This is a genomic window from Ruegeria sp. SAZD011, assembly GCF_059612545.1.
In genome coordinates, this window is sequence record NZ_JBXWQU010000043.1 from 81861 (window position 1) to 98485 (window position 16625).

15 protein-coding genes are annotated in these 16625 nt (G+C 61.6%); 3 read left to right on the forward strand and 12 right to left on the reverse strand.

Annotation, left to right across the window (positions count from 1 at the left end; all coding sequences use genetic code 11):
- Nucleotides 1-239 precede the first annotated feature (239 nt).
- The 4 genes from bhcD to bhcA all read right to left on the reverse strand — a co-directional run bounded on the left by bhcD (nt 240) and on the right by bhcA (nt 4690).
- On the reverse strand, nt 240-1205 hold the full coding sequence (gene bhcD, locus AC2FLM_RS22470; protein ID WP_496860029.1) for an iminosuccinate reductase BhcD: 966 nt from the start codon (nt 1203-1205) through the stop codon (nt 240-242).
- A 145-nt stretch (nt 1206-1350) separates the two neighbouring features.
- Nucleotides 1351-2517 carry a 3-hydroxy-D-aspartate aldolase BhcC gene (gene bhcC, locus AC2FLM_RS22475; protein WP_496860030.1) on the reverse strand — a complete coding sequence of 389 codons (1167 nt, stop codon included), beginning with the start codon at nt 2515-2517 and terminating at the stop codon, nt 1351-1353.
- Nucleotides 2518-2531: 14 nt separating this feature from the next.
- Nucleotides 2532-3485 carry a beta-hydroxyaspartate dehydratase BhcB gene (bhcB, locus tag AC2FLM_RS22480; protein ID WP_496860031.1) on the reverse strand — a complete coding sequence of 318 codons (954 nt, stop codon included), beginning with the start codon at nt 3483-3485 and terminating at the stop codon, nt 2532-2534.
- 14 nt (nt 3486-3499) lie between these two features.
- Nucleotides 3500-4690, reverse strand: a complete 1191-nt coding sequence (gene bhcA, locus AC2FLM_RS22485) for an L-aspartate--glyoxylate aminotransferase BhcA (protein ID WP_496860032.1) — start codon at nt 4688-4690, stop codon at nt 3500-3502.
- A gap of 187 nt (nt 4691-4877) precedes the next feature.
- Here bhcA and bhcR point away from each other — a divergent pair, with 187 nt between their 5' ends.
- Entirely contained in the window at nt 4878-5699 is an 822-nt protein-coding gene (gene bhcR / locus AC2FLM_RS22490; RefSeq protein ID WP_496860033.1) for an HTH-type transcriptional regulator BhcR, read from the forward strand.
- 135 nt (nt 5700-5834) lie between these two features.
- Here the strand turns inward: bhcR and AC2FLM_RS22495 are convergent, their stop codons facing one another.
- From AC2FLM_RS22495 to AC2FLM_RS22510, 4 genes are read right to left on the reverse strand one after another with little or no spacing between them, the layout of a single operon-like run.
- A complete protein-coding gene (locus AC2FLM_RS22495; protein ID WP_496860034.1) occupies nt 5835-7076 on the reverse strand; it encodes an acyl-CoA dehydrogenase family protein in 1242 nt (413 codons plus the stop codon).
- Nucleotides 7077-7104: 28 nt separating this feature from the next.
- Nucleotides 7105-8652, reverse strand: a complete 1548-nt coding sequence (locus AC2FLM_RS22500) for a class I adenylate-forming enzyme family protein (protein WP_496860035.1) — start codon at nt 8650-8652, stop codon at nt 7105-7107.
- A 23-nt stretch (nt 8653-8675) separates the two neighbouring features.
- Entirely contained in the window at nt 8676-10046 is a 1371-nt protein-coding gene (locus AC2FLM_RS22505) for an acetyl-CoA carboxylase biotin carboxylase subunit (RefSeq protein WP_496860036.1), read from the reverse strand.
- A gap of 7 nt (nt 10047-10053) precedes the next feature.
- Complete coding sequence (locus tag AC2FLM_RS22510; protein WP_496860037.1) at nt 10054-11610, reverse strand: acyl-CoA carboxylase subunit beta; 1557 nt, start codon at nt 11608-11610, stop codon at nt 10054-10056.
- Between the two features lie 144 nt (nt 11611-11754).
- Here AC2FLM_RS22510 and AC2FLM_RS22515 point away from each other — a divergent pair, with 144 nt between their 5' ends.
- Entirely contained in the window at nt 11755-11979 is a 225-nt protein-coding gene (locus AC2FLM_RS22515) for a biotin/lipoyl-binding carrier protein (protein WP_496860038.1), read from the forward strand.
- 43 nt (nt 11980-12022) lie between these two features.
- Complete coding sequence (locus AC2FLM_RS22520) at nt 12023-12760, forward strand: GntR family transcriptional regulator (RefSeq protein WP_496860039.1); 738 nt, start codon at nt 12023-12025, stop codon at nt 12758-12760.
- Nucleotides 12761-12762: 2 nt separating this feature from the next.
- On the opposite strand, the gene AC2FLM_RS22525 is transcribed toward AC2FLM_RS22520, so the two are convergent.
- The 4 genes from AC2FLM_RS22525 to AC2FLM_RS22540 all read right to left on the reverse strand — a co-directional run bounded on the left by AC2FLM_RS22525 (nt 12763) and on the right by AC2FLM_RS22540 (nt 16620).
- Entirely contained in the window at nt 12763-13668 is a 906-nt protein-coding gene (locus AC2FLM_RS22525) for an amidohydrolase family protein (protein WP_496860040.1), read from the reverse strand.
- Nucleotides 13669-13730: 62 nt separating this feature from the next.
- Nucleotides 13731-14774 carry a TRAP transporter substrate-binding protein gene (locus AC2FLM_RS22530; protein ID WP_234143787.1) on the reverse strand — a complete coding sequence of 348 codons (1044 nt, stop codon included), beginning with the start codon at nt 14772-14774 and terminating at the stop codon, nt 13731-13733.
- A 45-nt stretch (nt 14775-14819) separates the two neighbouring features.
- Nucleotides 14820-15332, reverse strand: a complete 513-nt coding sequence (locus tag AC2FLM_RS22535; protein WP_234143786.1) for a TRAP transporter small permease — start codon at nt 15330-15332, stop codon at nt 14820-14822.
- Between the two features lies 1 nt (nt 15333).
- Entirely contained in the window at nt 15334-16620 is a 1287-nt protein-coding gene (locus AC2FLM_RS22540; RefSeq protein ID WP_496830051.1) for a TRAP transporter large permease, read from the reverse strand.
- Nucleotides 16621-16625 lie beyond the last annotated feature (5 nt).

A 16625-nucleotide genomic window follows, 5' to 3' on the forward strand; every position in this document is an offset into this window, starting at 1 on the left:
GGCCGCGTGTTTCCGAAAGTTCCGAAGGGCAGATGCATCGGTGGACAGGCGCGATTTTTTCAGAGGTCTGAGGCTGAGGTGGCTACAACAGGACGATTGCGGCCAGGCATGCCGTCCGGACACGCGTCTGATCTTGGTATCGTCCCCCCCATGACCCCAGTCGACCGGGTTTCAACCGGTCAGGGCGCGGTGGCCTGACGCCAGCTTGTACCCTGCACCGCCGGTTTTCGGCTTTTTCTTCAGAAATCGACCTGGATTGCGACGCCGCGGTCTATTGCCAGGTTGACGACTGCGGCGGCGACGGCAAGGTCCTGCAAACCGACGCCGGTGCCGTCGAAGAGGGTGATCTGATCGTTGGCGGTGCGGCCCGGATGGGTGCCGTTGATCACGGCGCCCAACTGGATGAGATCGGCTTGGGTGATCAGACCCTCCGCGATCGCGTGTTGTGCCTCGCCGATGCTGACCGACTGCGCCACTTCATCGGTGAAGACCGTGGCGCGGGCCACAAGCGCGGCCTCGACCTCTTGCTTGCCCCTGGTGTCGGTTCCCATGCAGGCGATGTGGGTGCCCGGGCTGACGTGATCCGCCATGAGGGACGGCGAGAAGGCCGAAGTGATCGAAATGATCACATCCGCCTCATCCATTCCGGGCAGATCAACCGCCTCGAACGGCACGCCGGCCTCTTCGGCAACCTGGGCCAGGTTCGGCAGCATCTCGGGGTGGTAGTTCCAGCCGATGACCTTGTCGAAGGCGCGCTGTTCCAGGGCGGCGCGCAGCTGGAAGGTGGCCTGATGGCCCGCGCCGATCATGCCGATGACCTTTGCGTCCTTGCGAGCCAGGTGCTTGATCGACACCGAGGACGCCGCCGCCGTGCGCAAGGCCGTCAACAGGTTGCCGCCGACCATGGCCGAGGGTTTGCCGGTATCGGGATCGAACAGGAACACGGTGGACTGGTGATTGATCAACCCGCGCCTTTCCAGGTTGTGGGGCCAGTAGCCGCCCGCTTTCAGGCCCAGTGTCAGGCCGGCGCGGTCAAACCCGCCCTTGAAGCCGTAAAGCGCGTCCTCGTGGCCGAGGGCCTCGCGCACCACGGGAAAGTTGCAGGCATCGCCCGAGGCCATGGCGGCAAAGACCTGTTCAACGGCATCAAAGGCCGCCGCGCGGGTCATCAACCCGGCTATCTCACGTTCTGGAACAATCCACATCGCATCCCATCAGGGCCATGCCCTGCCTCTTCCTCTTGCTGCAAATATCCCGGGGAGGTCTGGAGGGGCGTCGTCCATTGGGCTTGAACCAATGGCGCCAAAGGACGACCCTCCCCCCGGTCGGACAGGCGGTGCCTGTCCGAAATCAGAAAGCGCGGCCGCGGGCCGAGACCGGCCAGACGCATTCGACCTTGCCGTTGCGCACGCCGACATACCAGTCATGCACATTGGCGGTCGGGTCGCAGTGGCCGGGCACCAGCTTGAGCTTCTCGTTGACCTTCAAGACGCCCTTCGGGTCGGAAATCACGCCGTGTTCATCCGAGCATTTGACATATTCCACGTCGTCGCGCCCATAGATGAACGGCAGCCCGCTATCGACCGATTGCGCCTTGAGGCCCGCGTCGCAGATCGCCTTGTCGGCCTTGGCATGGCTCATGACCGAGGTCAGGATGAAGAAGGCGTTCTCCCACTCGCCCGCATCGATGCGCTTGCCGTTCTGATCGAGGATGCGGCCGTAATCCGCATCCATGAAGGCATAGGACCCGCACTGGAGTTCGTTGTAGAGGCCGGAATTGCTCTCGAAGTAATACGATCCCGTACCACCGCCCGACACCAGCTCGGTCTCGATCCCGTCCGCCTTCAGAGCATCCACGGCATCCTGCACCTGCGCGATGGCGGCGTCGATCTTGGCCTTGCGGTCGTCAAAGCTGTCCATGTGCTGCATCGCGCCCTGATAGGCCTGGATGCCGCGATAGGTCAGGTTGTCCGCCTGGGCGACGGCCTTGGCGATCTCGACCACCGCAGGCGTGGTGGTCACGCCACAGCGCCCGGCACCGCAATCGATCTCGATAAAAACGCCGAGCTTCGTTCCGGCTTCGGTGGCCGCCGCCGACAGGTCCGCCACGTTGGCGACATCATCGACACAGACGATCACCTCACCCCCGCTCAGCTTCGGCAGCTGGACGAGACGCGCGATCTTGCCCGGATCGCGGACCTGGTTCGAGACGAGGATCTCCTGGATGCCGGCGCGGGCAAAGACCTCGGCCTCGCTGACCTTCTGGCAGCAGACGCCGATAGCACCGCCCAGGTCCATCTGCAGCTTCAACACATCGACGGATTTGTGCATCTTGCCATGCGCGCGGTGGCGCATGCCATGCGCCTTGGCATAGTCGCCCATCTTCCTGATGTTGCGCTCGAGCGCGTCGAGATCCAGCACCAGAGCAGGCGTCTGGATATCGGCGGCATCCATGCCCGGCTTGGCGGGAATGTCGAAACCGACCTCGTAGGCGTCCAGGTCAATCGAGTCTTTCATGGGAATTCTCCTGTTCAGCCCTGCATCCAGGGCAGTTTGTCCAGATCGACGTTGCCGCCGGTGATGATCACGCCCACGCGCTTGCCACGAAACGCGTCGGGGTTCTTGAGGATGGTGGCCAGCGGCACGGCGCTGGAGGGTTCCATCACGATGCGCAGGTGCTTCCAGATCAGCTTCATCGCATCGATGATCTCCTGTTCCGAGGCGGTGTAGATCTCGGACACGTGGTGCGAGACGAAATGCCAGGTCAGGTCCTTGAGCGGCACCAGCAGACCATCGGCAATGGTCCTGGGCGCATCATCGGCAATGATGTGACCCGCCTTGAAGCTGCGATAGGCGTCGTCGGCCTGTTCGGGCTCGGCGGCGATCACCTGTGTTTCCGGCGCCAGCGTCGCCAGGGTCAGGCAGGTGCCCGAGATCATGCCGCCGCCCCCGATCGGGGCCACCACCATGTCGAGCCCGTCGGTCTGCTCCATGAATTCCTTGGAACAGGTGCCCTGCCCCGCGATCACGCGCGGATCGTTGTAGGGGTGCACGAAATCACCACCCGTCGCGGCCTGCACCTCGGCGAACGTCGCCTCGCGCGAGGTCGTGGAGGGCTCACATTCGGTGATCACGCCACCATAGCGACGCACCGTATCCTTCTTGGCCTGCGGCGCGGTGCGCGGCATCACCACGTTGCAGGGAATGCCGCGCAGCATCGCGGCGTAGGACAGGCACGAGGCATGATTGCCGCTCGAATGCGTCGCCACGCCCTTGGCGGCCTGCGCCTCGTCCAGTCCAAAGACCGCGTTGGTGGCCCCGCGCACCTTGAACGCGCCCGGCTCCTGAAAGTTCTCGCATTTGAAGAACAGCCGGCACCCCGCCAACTCGCTCAGATAATCCGACACCCGCACCGGCGTACGCCGGATATACGGCGCGATCCGATCATGCGCACAAAGCATGTCCTCGTAGGTGGGGATATACATTTCTGGTCCCTCCCTCAGGCTGCTTTCAGCACCGAGGCGGCGCTATGTGACCGGAAATACGCCTGCGCGGCGGCCACACCCGACCCAAGCGGAACATCAAGCCCCAGATCGGCCATGCACATCTCGGCGGTGGCAATTCCCGACAGGGTCATCACATCGGTCAGGCTGCCCAGATGGCCGATGCGGAACACCTTGCCCGCGACCTCGCCCAGCCCGACGCCAAAGGCGACACCATATTTGCTGGCGGCATGGGTCACGATCCGGGTGGCGTCGAAACCCTCGGGCGTGCGAATGGCGCTGACCGTGTCGGAACAGACATCCGGCGAGGCCGCGCACAGATCGAGCCCCCAAGCCCTCACCGCCGCGCGCACGCCTTCGGCGATGCGGTGGTGGCGGGCAAAGACATTCTCCAGCCCCTCGTCCAGCAGCATCCTGCACGCCTCGTTCAGCCCGTTCATCAGGCCCACCGCGGGGGTATAGGGATAGGCGCTGTTGGCATAGCCCCTGGCCATGTCATGCACATCGAAGAAGGTGCGCGGCAGGGTGCCGGTGCGGGTCGCCTCCATCGCCTTGAGGCTGAACCCGACAATCGCCAGCCCGGCCGGCAGCATGAAGCCCTTTTGCGAGCCGGTGACGGCCACATCCACCCCCCAGTCGTCGAAGCGGAAATCCATCGACCCGATCGAGCTGACCCCATCGACGAACAGAAGCGCCGGATGCCCCGCCTTGTCGAGCGCGCGACGCACCGCCGCGATATCCGAGCGGACCCCGGTTGCGGTCTCGTTATGGGTGGCCAGAACCGCCTTGATCCTGTGTTCGGTGTCGGCCGTCAGGATCTCTTCGTAACGATCCGCAGGCAGACCCTCGCCCCAGGGGGTTTCGACGACCTCGACCATCAGCCCATGACGCTGGCACATGTCGATCCAGCGATGGGAAAACATGCCGTTGCGCGCGGCCAGCACCCCGTCGCCCGCCGACAGCGTATTGGTCAGCGCGGTTTCCCAGCCCCCGGTCCCGGTGGAAGGAAAGATGAAGACCTCGGCTGTTTCGCTCTTGAGCACGGCCTGCACCCCCGCTCGTGCCGGGTGCAGGATCTGCCCGAACAATGGCGAACGGTGATCGATCGTCGGCATGTCGCAGGCCTTGCGCAGGCGTTCCGGGATGTTGGTCGGCCCAGGGATGAAAACGGGGTTCTGGAAACTCATCTTGTGCCTCGTTCAACGGATTCGATGTCCTATCATCCACCGGGCACGGCCCCTTGACAATTTTTTTGAAAATGTTTTTCATTACAAGTGAAGATGGGTTTATATTATTATTGACATAGACTTATAGTTTTTCATCTCGACGAGATGTGACGTCACAGAAACAAAAGATCGACAGGAGCACAGCGGTTTGGCGACGGAGAAACGGAAAAGAGGGCGGCCCAAGGCCTTTGCCGACAAGAGCGAGCAGAACACCAATCAGTCGCTCGACCGGGCCATCGACATCCTCGAATGCCTCGCCTCGGCGCGGGGGCTGACGCTGTCAGAGGTGGCGGACCGGCTCGACCTGGCACCGGCGACGGTATACCGGGCACTGCACACATTTGAGAGCCGCCGCCTGACCGAGATCGACCCGGAAACCCAGACCTGGCATATCGGCCCAGACCTGTTCCGACTGGGATCCGCCTTTCTGCTGCGCAGTTCGCTGGTCGAGCGCGCCCGCCCCGTTCTACGCAAGCTGATGGAAACGACCGGAGAAACCGCCAATATCGGTATCGAACGCGATGGCGAGATCCTGTTCCTGAGCCAGGTAGAGACCCAATCGAACATCCGCGCCTTTTTTCAACCCGGCACGCGCGCGCCGCTGCATGCCTCGGGGATCGGCAAGGCGCTGTTGTCGCAATACGACCGCGTCCGCATCGACAGGCTGCTGCCCGAACCACGGCTGGAACAGTTCACGATGAAGACGCTGTTCGACAAAGAGCGTCTCTTGGCCGAGCTTGACCTGATCCATCGTCGGGGCTGGGCGCTGGATGACGAGGAACGCACCCACGGCATGCGCTGTGTTGCCGCCCCGATCACCGATTTCACCGGCGAGACGGTCGGTGGCATCTCTGTGTCCGGCCCCTCGGACAGGATGCCCGACGAGCGGTTGACAGAGATCGGCAACCTCGTGCGGGACGCGGCGATCGATCTGTCACGCAGGTTGGGCGCCCCGGTGCGGGCCGGATGAACACGGCGGCAATTGCAGAGACCGCCTATTGCGGCCCTGCAATGACAGGGCGTATGCCGATCATTGGACGAACCCTAGCGTCGCAGGCCTTCGTGTCACGGGAAGAACGAAACGCGAGGGGCGCGTCCGCCGGTGTCATCCAGAGACGGAGCGAATGTCGATACCCAGGCGTCCCGCCGCGCGCTTGAATTCCGACCTGGCCATTGCACGGCGATGCACCTCGTCCGGCCCATCGGCAAGCCGCAGAGCGCGCTGCGCCGCATACATCCACGACAACGGCGTGTCATCGCAGACACCGGCCCCACCAAAGGCCTGAATCGCATCATCGATCACCCTTGCGGCCATGCTCGGGGCGGCAATCTTGATCATAGCGATCTCGTCTTTGGCCGCCTTGTTGCCGACAGAACCCATCATCCACGCCGCCTTGAGACAGATCAGGCGCGTCATTTCGATGTTCAAACGCGCATTGGCGACGCGTTCTTCCCAGACCGAGTGCATACCGATGGCTTTGCCGAATGCCTTGCGGCTCAGCAGGCGTTCGGTCATCAGTTCCAGCGCCCGCTCGGCCGCGCCGATAGAGCGCATGCAATGGTGGATCCGTCCGGGACCAAGGCGCCCTTGCGCGATTTCGAAACCCCGGCCCTCGCCAAGCAACACATTCGAGACCGGCACCCGCACCTCGGTGAGCGATACCTCCATATGACCATGCGGCGCGTCATCATAGCCAAACACGGGCAGATGACGTTCCACCGTGACGCCGGGCGTGTCCGCGGGCACCAGCACCATGGATTGCTGCGCATGAACCGACGCCGAGGGATCGGTCTTGCCCATCACGATAAAGATCCGACAGCGCGGGTCCCCTGCCCCGGAAGACCACCATTTTCGACCGTTAATCACATATTCGTCGCCATCGCGGCGCATTTCACATTCGATATTTGTCGCATCCGATGAAGCAACATCCGGTTCGGTCATCAGGAAGGCCGAGCGGATTTCACCCGCCAGCAACGGACGCAGCCAGCGATCCTTCTGCTCCTCGGTTCCATAGAGAAAGAGCGTTTCCATGTTGCCGCTGTCGGGAGCGTTGCAGTTGAATACCTCGGGCGCGATGTGGCTGCGGCCCGTCAACTCTGCCAAAGGTGCGTATTCCAGAACCGACAGCCCGGCGCCAAGCTCGGCATCGGGCAGGAACAGGTTCCACAAGCCCTCGGCGCGTGCCTTGGCTTTCAGCTCTTCGATCACCGGCGGGACCGACCAGCGAGAAGACGCCTGGCGCTGCTGCTCATGATATATCTGTTCGGCTGGATAGACATGGGCCGCCATGAAGGCGGCGAGCCGGGCTTCGTATTCTCTGGCCTTGGGGGATGGTGCAAAATCCATGAAACGGCCTCCTTGTCGTTGCCTTGGGTCAGCCTTGCGCCGCGATCTCTGCCAGGCGCATACGGTCCACCTTGTCCACGGGTGTGCGTGGCATGGTGTCGATCACACTGATGCGCTTGGGTACCTTGAAATCCGCCAGTCGCCCCCTGCACCAGCCTTTGATCTCGTCGACCGTCAACTCGGCGGCCAGTTCAACAAAGGCATGACCCACCTGCCCCCATTGCGGATCGTCGACGCCCAGCACGGCGGCCGCCCGAATGTCCGGATGCGCCTCGAGCGCGATCTCGATCTCGCGCGGATAGACATTGAAGCCACCCGACTTGTACATCTCCTTGCTGCGTCCGCAAAAAACGAGATAGCCATCCTCGCGGATCTTTGCCCGGTCACCCGTGTGCAGGAACCCGTCTGCCGTAAAGGCGGCGGCGCTGGCTTCGGGATTGCCCAAATAGCCTGCGAACGGATGCGGGTGTCTGACCTGCACCTCGCCTTCGGTTTCGAAGGGCACCGGAACATCGGCCTCATCGGCGATGCGCAACTCAAGGCGAGGATCAGGTTTGCCCGTCGTCTGCAACAGGATGTCCACGTCTCGCGTGGGCGGGGTAAAGACGATGGGACCGTTGCTTTCGGTCATGCCGTATTGCTGCGAGAAAACCGCGTCACTCGCGCTCATCAGCCGCTTTAGCACGGCCTCGGGGATGGGTCCCGCACCCCAGCTGATCGCCTTGACCGAAGACAGGTCCGTCGACCCGAAGTCGGGATGATCGACAAGCCGGGCGAGCATCGCGGGAACGCCACTCAGGATCGCCAGGTTCTCTTCCTCGACCGTCCTCAGCGTGACTCCCGGATCGAACTGTTCCGAGAGGATCATTTTTCCGCCCGACACCATGGCAACGCCAATGCCACTGGCCAGTGCGCCGATGTGATTGACCGGCAGGTCGATAAGCTGCGTCGGGGCCGGCAGATCGAACCGGTCCGTGTGAAGCGTGTGCGAGCGGAACGCCAGGCCGACATGGGTGATCAGAGCGCCTTTTGGCTTGCCGGTCGACCCGGAGGTATAGATCACCACGGCTGGCTGTTCGGGGTCCAGCTGTTCGAGCGCCACATGCCACCGGGCCATGGCGGTATCGCGAGGGACCGGAGCAGGCAGGCCCTCGATCGTGAACTCTTGCTGGAAGCGGATGATGTCGAGCCCCAGCTCAGCTTCATGGCCTGCCAGGTCTTCGGAAAGGTCCCGGTTGCCGATACGGGTCATCGACATCAAAAGCGTCACATCTGCGTCGATGAGGATTTGCGCCTGTTCACGGCGCTGATAGCGGGGATTGATACCAATCCACGTCGCCCCCACAAGCCAGCACGCGAGCATGGACAGGATGGCTTCGGGTCGCGGGGGAAAAATTGCGGCGACACGGTCGCCCCGTTTTACCCCGTGGTCGCGCAGAACATCGGCTTGCGCGACCGCGAGACCGGCCATATCGGCAAAGGTCAGGCGATGAGCACCGAAAACAAGCGCTTCCTTGTCCGGTTCACCAGCCAGAAACGGTTGCAAGGCATGTAGAAGCGATTGGGGCGGTTTCATGGTCGTCCTTTCCGGCATCTCGCTCAGCTCCTGGAGGCAGACAACAGGTCGTCCAGATGCGTATCGATGAAACCCGTCCAGACATCGCCGCCCTTGAACGTCGGATTCGATGTGACGGCGATCAGGAAATCCCGGTTCGTGACAAGACCTTCGACTTCGGTCGCGCGCAGCGCTGCATTGATCCGACCGATGGCCTGATCGCGGCTGTCCCCATAGGCGATGATCTTGGCAATCATCGGGTCATAAAACGGGGTGATCGTGTCTCCCTCGCGCACACCCGTGTCGATACGGATGCCCTCCATCCCTTCGGGCAGGGTGAAACGCTCCAGCGTGCCGGGTGAAGGGAGGAACTTCTTGGCCGGGTTCTCGGCGTAAAGCCGACACTCGACCGCATGGCCTGCAAGGGGTCGATCGCTCAGGTCGTCGGTCAGATCCTCGCCTGCCGCCAGACGCAGCTGGGCGGCGACGAGATCGGTTCCCGTGACCATTTCACTTACGGGGTGCTCAACCTGAATGCGCGTATTCATCTCGAGAAAGAAGAACTCTCCGGTGTCGGCATCCAACACGAATTCGACCGTCCCCGCGCCGCTGTAATGCACCGCACCTGCCAGCGCGCAGGCGACCTCTCCCATCCGCTCGGCAATCGCCCGATCAAGTTGTGGCGCAGGGCTTTCCTCGACCACTTTCTGAAAACGGCGCTGCAACGAACAGTCGCGTTCGAACAGATGCACCGCGCGCCCGTCGCCGAAGCCGAACAGCTGGATCTCGATATGGCGCGCGCGGGCGATGAAACGTTCCAGAAAGACAGAACCGTCGCCGAAGCTCCGCGCAGCGGCGGACTGGGTACGTTCGGCGATCTTGCGCAGCTTGGCCGGGTCGTCGACGCGCTGCATGCCGATACCGCCTCCGCCGGCCGTCGCCTTGACCAGCAGCGGAAACCCGACTGCGGCGCCTGCCGACTCAAGCCCGTCGAGCTTGCCTTCGGCGAAACTTTCCGAGCCGGGCAGCACCGGCACACCCGCCTTGATCGCAAGAACGCGGGCCTGACCCTTGTCCCCCATGTCCGCTATCGTTTCCGGAGAAGGACCGACCCATGTCAGACCTGCCCCGGTCACCTTGCGGGCAAACGCGGCGCTTTCGGCAAGAAACCCATAACCCGGATGCACGGCATCGGCGCCGGTTGACCGAGCCGCCTCGAGAAGTGCTTCCTGCTTGAGGTAGCTTTGCGCCGCCTGTGGTGGGCCAAGGCAGACGGAATGGTCTGCCATCGACACATGCATCGCGGCGGCATCGGCCTCTGAACAGACGGCGACCGTTTCGATGCCGAGTGACTTGGCCGCCCTGATGATGCGGCAGGCGATTTCTCCTCGATTGGCAATCAGCAGACGTTTCATGGCGACCTCACATCCGGAAGGTGCGGCCTTTGGGGCCCAGCTGGTCCGGAATCAGCTTCCAGGCGTCATCGAGCCAGTCATTGAGCAGCGCTCGGGTGTCGCGGGGGTCGATGATGTCGGGGATGCGGAATTTCTCTGCCGTCAGGAAGGGCGATTCCATGTGGAAGAAATGGCTTTCGATCTCGGCAAGGCGCACAGCGCGGGCCTCGGGATCAAGCGCGTCCAGTTCCTTTTTGAACGCGGCCTCTGCTCCGCCATCGACCGGGATCGAGCCCCAACGTCCAGAGGGCCAGGCATAGTGCAGGTTGATCCCCTGAACCCGGCCAAAGGTGCTGCCAGCAAGCCCGTAGCACCGCCGTGTGATAATCGCACACCAGGGGACCTGGCTCTGTTCGATGGCCATGCAGACACGGACCGAGCCCTTGACGGCGCCGGTGCGCTCGGCCTCGGGGCCGACAATTGTTCCGGGCTGGTCAACCATGTGAACGATCGGCAGGTGGAACGTATCGCACAGGTCTATGAACGCCTCCATCTTGCTGGCAGAGGCCTTGGTCATACCGCCGCCATATTGCATCGGGTCGGTGGTGATGACGCCGACGGGCCGCCCGCCAAGCCGTGCAAAACAGGTGACGATCGAGCGTCCGTAACCCTTGGTCAGTTCAAAGATCGATCCCTTGTCAAAGACCATGTCGAGAATCTTGCGCGACTTGTAGACCTTGCGCTTGTCGCGCGGGATGATCTCGATCAGCTCTTCCTCGTGGCGATCCTTGGGGTCATCGCAGTCGATGACAGGCGGCATTTCGTACACGCTCGACGGCAAGTAGGAGAGGAATTTGCGGACCATCTCAAAGGCCTCTTCCTCGGTCTTTGCCTCGTTGCCCATCACGCCGCTTTCGCGGGTATGAACCTTGGAACCGCCCAGCTCTTCCTTGTCGACCTTGATCCCCATGCCGCGCTCGACAACCGGCGGGCCACCGGCAAAGACCTGGCTGGTGCCCTTGATCATGACCGAATAATGCGCCGTGGCGGCCTTGATCGCGCCAAGCCCGGCGCAGGGACCAAGGGCCAGCCCCACCACCGGGATCGTTCCCATCATCCGCGCAAGGCTCCAGGTGGGATAGGCCGGCAACTTGGTCGCGGCGTTCTGGTCGAGGATCTTGACGCTGCCACCGGCGCTTTCGACGAGGCGGATCAACGGCATGCGCATCGCCTCGGCGTAATTCTCGGCATAGATCCATTTTTCCGAAACCGTCGCCTCGGACGATCCGCCCCGAATGGTCCAATCGTCCCCGTCGATCGAGACCTTGCGCCCGTCGATCTTGCCGGTGCCAATCACCGCATTGGCCGGGGTTACATCGATCAGGTTGTGATCCTTGTCATAGGTCGCCTTGCCGGTGAGCGCGCCGAGTTCCCGAAAGCTGCCCTTGTCGACGAGCATGTCGATCCGCTCGCGTACGGTCAGCCGCCCGGCATCATGTTGCCGCTTGACCGCCTCTGCGCCACCAAGCTCCTTGGCGATCTCGCGGCGCCTGTTGATCTCGTCAACTTCTTTCTGCCAGCTCATGAGGCGCTCCCTCCGGTCTTGTCACTCGGGTCGTTCATTCAGACTACACAAAATAAGATTGTTGACAATAAGAATGATTTAAAAAGAATGAAACCTGTCGTCGCCCGGGCCTGTCGGGCGTGCGGAAATCGTGGAGGATGAAGCATGAGTGACGAAACGATCGAATCCGAGATCGCGGGCACCGTCTGGAAAATCGAGGTCAAGGTTGGAGACACCGTGGAAGAGGAAGATGTCCTGATGATCCTGGAATCCATGAAGATGGAGATCCCGGCCGAGGCCAGTTGTGACGGCACCGTTTCCGAAATCCTTGTGGCAGAAGGCGACGCCATCTCGGAGGGTCAGCCGCTTGTGCGCATCACGCTAAGCTAATAAACTTTGCTTGGGCTTAATATGCAGCCGCAGGGACAAGTAGATGTATCAACAGACCACGGCACTGCATCGCGCGATGCTTGCTTCACTTAGGCCGTCGCTTGCGGGGGGAAGCGAAGCGCTGTCGATTTCCGAGCAGATCGCGATGCAATTGGCCGATGAGATCGTGAACGAGCGCTACATGCCGAATGACCGGTTGCAGGAGATCGGCATTTCGGAGCGCTACAAGGTAAGTCGTGGCCCTGTACGCGAAGCCTTGCGTATTCTTGAAAATGCCGGGTTGGTCACGATTGCGCCCAGACGCGGGGCAATTGTCACTCAACTGTCCGCAAAAGAGGTTGCCGATGTTTTCGACATCCGCGCCGTACTCGCGGGTCTTGGCGCGCGCCGGCTGGCCGAGACGCGTAGCAAGGATGACATCGACATGCTGCGCCGGCATCTTGCGGCCTTGAACAAGCTTGCCAAGAAAACGGGCCCCAAGGCCTCGGCCGACTATGTCGACGCGGTGGTCGAGTTTGGGCTGTCCATCAGCGAGGCATCGGGCAATGAACGTCTCAACTCGATGGTGACCCTGCTCTTTCACCAGACCCTGCGGTACTCGCGGCTTGGCCTTTCGTCGCTGGAGCGCCGAGTTCAGTCCTGCGAAAACTGGTCGGAACTGGTCGATCACATTGCGGCAGGTCGGGGCGCTCAGGCCGAACAGACCGCGCGCCGTCTGGTCGAGGAATCCAAGGTCCACGCAATCCGGTTGCTGCGCGAAGAAAAAGACGCTGCCCCCTGACTTCAGATCCTGTAGAAGCGTTCAGCCGTGCCGATCAGCATGGCATGGCGTTCAGCATCGGAAAAACCCGAGAGGATCTCGTCATAGGCTCGCCAGAGCCGACCGTAATCCGACATCAGCTTGTCGACGGGAAAGTTTGAACCGAACATGATCCGGTCCGGTCCGAACGCATCGATGCAATGCAGGACAAAGGGGCGAATGCTTTCGGTTGACCAGTTGTTATCAACCATACCGAAGCCACTGATTTTCATCGACAGATTTGGCAGTTCGGCCAGGCGCATCACAGCCTGCCGCCAGCCCTCGATATTCGCGTCATCCCGTTCGGCAGGCATCAGCGCGTGATCAAGAACGATGTCGAGTTCTGGGAGATCACCGGCCACTTCGATCAAGGCCGCGGCCTGTTGATGATAGATCTGCGCATCAAAGCTGAGGCCCATTTCTGAAAGCCTTTGCACCCCTGTCCGCCAGTCCGGGTTGGCCAAGAAATCCTGCGGAGCGCGGTTCAGTTTAGGGTCGTCGTGCCGGTTAAGCACCTGCCGCACACCACGAAAGCGAGGGTGTTCCGCATGCGCTTCAAGCACCCGCCCCACATCCACCGCAGACAGATCGGCATAACCGACAATGGCGGTCGGCAGGTTGCCTGACCCCTCTTCCTGCGCGATTTCTTCAAGCCATCGGGTTTCCCCCACCGGATTCGAGAAATCGAAATTGGCCTGCACATGGACCGATTTCAGAACCGTCACCCCACCCTCTTGCGCATCTCTCAGCAGTTCGGCAGGCGTGTAGTTGCGCATGATGGCCGAGGTGTCGCCCCAGCCCCGGTCGCCGTGATCCTCGGTGTACCAAGGATAGCTTGCACCGTTCTTCTCGACATCCCAGAGGTGATGATGCGCGTCGATGATGTCCATGTTTCCCATCCTGAATAGGAACGAGACCTGCCGGGAGGAAGCAGGTCTCGCAAGTGACAGGCTCAGAGCGCGCCGGCCTCTTCGAGCAGCCCGATCAGCTCGGTCTGACCCTGCTCTTCTAGAATGCGCCGCGCAAGTGCCGGATCATAGGTGCCTTTGACAGCGACCCAGGCGTCAACCGCACCTTTCGACCATTCGGCCAGTTCCGTCTCGGTCGGGACATAGACCGCAACCTTGTCCTGCATCGCGGCGACGGCTTCTTCCTGCCAGGCCAGATCAAAGTTCAGTGCCTCGTTGGCAATGTCCACGGCAACCTTGTCGATAGCCTCCCTTGCCCAGTCGGGCAACTCGTCATAGCGCTGCTTGCTCATCATCACCGGTCGGCCACTGTAAGAGCTTTCCACGCGGGTGACGAATTTGGTCACCTCATAGAACTTGGCCGCCGAGACGAAAACGTCCTGCAGATACATGCCCTGAACGACGCCGGATTGCAGACCTTCATAGAGCGAGGCCCAGGCATACGGAATGGGAACCCCGCCCCACCCCTGCACCAGATTGAACTCGGTCGGGCTTTTGGTCACCCGGATCTTGAGACCGTTGAGATCGGAGGGCACGCGGACTTCGCGCTCGGTATTGACCACGTTGCGGAAGCCACCGGACGATACCGTCGCCAGCACGTGGATGCCCATTTCTTCGGCGGCCTGCTTGGCAAGCTCATCGCTCAGCCAACCGCGCATGATGGTCTCGGCCTCTTGCTGACCTTTGAACAGATAGGGCAGGTTCAGAATGTCGAAGGTCTTGCCGAACGCACCCATGTTCCCCGCCGAAACGGTTGTCATGTCGATCTGACCAAGCCCCAACTGCTCCATGCAGGCCGCTTCGCTGCACAATGCGCCGCGCTGATGCACCTCCAGATCAATTCGGCCATCCGAGTATTTTTCGAGATTGGGTTCGATCACATCGGTCAGCAGCTTGCCGAAACCCCAGGTTGGTTGACCTGCCACGCCAAAGACCAACTTGATCTCGGCCTCGGCCCAGGCTGTTCCCGCGGTCAGAGCTGCCAGCGCACCCCCCAGCAGGGCGCTTCTCATCCGTTTCAATTTCATTTCAACCTCCTTGTTTCTTGTCGGGTTTGCACAGTCGGCAAAGGTTCAGGGAAACTCCTGTTCGTCGGCATGGGGCTCTTCATCAAGCGGGCGGACAAACGAGAGGAGAGAGGCGACCAGGATGCCCGCTCCGGTGATCGGCAGGATCATCATCGGGTAGGATTTCGGCAGATTTCCAAGCTCCCAGTAAGAGCCCAGAATACGCGAAGCGGCCTCATGGCCCTTGATCAGCAGCAGCAATCCAAAGCCCGCAAAAACAAGCGCCCAAAGCTTGCGGAAAAGCCTGCCATACCGTGCGGGGATCATCTGATAGAGCGCCTCCATCGCGATGTTCGACCGTTCGCGCACAGCGATAATCAGACCAAGAAACACCATCCAGACATTGGCGAAGAGCGCCAGTGTGTCGCCCCAGAATGGCGGATTGAGAAAGACGGTACGCATCACCACCGTGTAGGCGATGAAAACCACCATCAGTACCAGCATGAAACCACAAATCACGGGCAGGGCTCGAAGGATCACAAAATCCGCCAGATCAGCAATGCGTTTCAAAAAGTCCATGTCAGATGAACCCCAACAGCTGCGGCAGGAAGAGCGTCAACGGCGCCAGGAAAAGCATAAGCAGCAGAACGACGATTTCGGCCACCAGGAATGGCACGAGGGCGGCTGCGGATTGCTCCAGCCGACAGCCCGCGATGGCGGTCGCTGTGAAATAGCAGACCCCGACGGGCGGGGTGACGGTGCCCAGCAGGAAACCGACAACCACGACAAGCGCCGCCTGGACGGGCTCATAACCGGCGGTCTCGCAGGCGGCGACCAGCAAGGGGCCGAGCACGATGATATTGGCGGCGGCATCCATGATCATGCCGGCAAGCAGGATAAGGCCCAGCAGCATGAGCGCGAAGAGAAACGGCGTTTCGGCAAAGCCGAGAAGCCAGTTCTGCAACATCTCAAGCGCCCCCAAACGCGCCAGAAGCCACGTGAAGGGACCGGCTGCAGCGATGATGACAAAGACCGACGCCGACATCCGCACCGTACGATTGAGCGCCCCGAGAAAAGACGCCAGATCGAGATCGCGATAGACGACGGTTCCGAGTGTAAGCGCAACCAGCGCCGTGATTGCCCCCGCCTCGACCGAGCTGAACCAGCCGCCAAAAATGCCAACCACCAGGATCAACGGAACGCTGAGCGCCAAAGACGCGCCCCATGCCGCAGCGATGAAGGCACGGATGGTAAACGGTTCATCTCCGCGCTCGTGGTCCTTGGCCTTGGCGATGATCCACGCCGTCAACATGAGCAGCAAGCCGATCAGGATACCCGGCAGGACCCCCCCGGCGAACAGCGCACCGACCGACAGATTCACAGAGCTGGCCAGCACGATCATGGCGATACTTGGCGGGATGATGCCGCCAATGGTCGAGCCGATCGCCGTGATCGCCGCCGCATAGGCAGGGGTGTACCCTTTTGCCTTCATGTCCGGGATCATGATCGTGCCTATGGTCGCGGTATCGGCCACGGCGGACCCGTTCATTCCCGCAAAGAACATGCTGGCCACGATGTTGACCTGTGCCAGCCCGCCGCGCATCCGCCCGACGATGACACGGCTGAGCCGCATGATCCGTTCGGTCACCGACGAGCCGTTCATCAACTCGCCCGTCAGCATGAAGAAGGGAACCGCCACAAGCGGGAAGTGGGCGATGCCTTCGTACATCTGATGCGGTACGGTCAGCAGCGGCGCCGCGCCGGTCAGCAGGATGTATCCCGTCGGCATCACGATCATTGCCAGCGCCACAGGAGCGCCGACCAGCACGAGGATCACAAAGCAGACCACGAGCAGGATGATTTCCATCTGGC

Excerpts from the sequence above, each read along its gene's own strand:
- AC2FLM_RS22525 (WP_496860040.1), bottom strand. The coding sequence starts at position 13,668 with ATGGACATCATCGACGCGCATCATCACCTCTGGGATGTCGAGAAGAAC.
- AC2FLM_RS22495 (WP_496860034.1), bottom strand. The coding sequence starts at position 7,076 with ATGGATTTTGCACCATCCCCCAAGGCCAGAGAATACGAAGCCCGGCTC.
- AC2FLM_RS22520 (WP_496860039.1), top strand. The coding sequence starts at position 12,023 with ATGTATCAACAGACCACGGCACTGCATCGCGCGATGCTTGCTTCACTT.
- AC2FLM_RS22500 (WP_496860035.1), bottom strand. The coding sequence starts at position 8,652 with ATGAAACCGCCCCAATCGCTTCTACATGCCTTGCAACCGTTTCTGGCT.
- AC2FLM_RS22540 (WP_496830051.1), bottom strand. The coding sequence starts at position 16,620 with ATGGAAATCATCCTGCTCGTGGTCTGCTTTGTGATCCTCGTGCTGGTC.
- bhcA (WP_496860032.1), bottom strand. The coding sequence starts at position 4,690 with ATGAGTTTCCAGAACCCCGTTTTCATCCCTGGGCCGACCAACATCCCG.
- AC2FLM_RS22515 (WP_496860038.1), top strand. The coding sequence starts at position 11,755 with ATGAGTGACGAAACGATCGAATCCGAGATCGCGGGCACCGTCTGGAAA.
- AC2FLM_RS22505 (WP_496860036.1), bottom strand. The coding sequence starts at position 10,046 with ATGAAACGTCTGCTGATTGCCAATCGAGGAGAAATCGCCTGCCGCATC.
- AC2FLM_RS22535 (WP_234143786.1), bottom strand. The coding sequence starts at position 15,332 with ATGGACTTTTTGAAACGCATTGCTGATCTGGCGGATTTTGTGATCCTT.
- bhcD (WP_496860029.1), bottom strand. The coding sequence starts at position 1,205 with ATGTGGATTGTTCCAGAACGTGAGATAGCCGGGTTGATGACCCGCGCG.
- AC2FLM_RS22530 (WP_234143787.1), bottom strand. The coding sequence starts at position 14,774 with ATGAAATTGAAACGGATGAGAAGCGCCCTGCTGGGGGGTGCGCTGGCA.
- bhcC (WP_496860030.1), bottom strand. The coding sequence starts at position 2,517 with ATGAAAGACTCGATTGACCTGGACGCCTACGAGGTCGGTTTCGACATT.
- AC2FLM_RS22510 (WP_496860037.1), bottom strand. The coding sequence starts at position 11,610 with ATGAGCTGGCAGAAAGAAGTTGACGAGATCAACAGGCGCCGCGAGATC.
- bhcB (WP_496860031.1), bottom strand. The coding sequence starts at position 3,485 with ATGTATATCCCCACCTACGAGGACATGCTTTGTGCGCATGATCGGATC.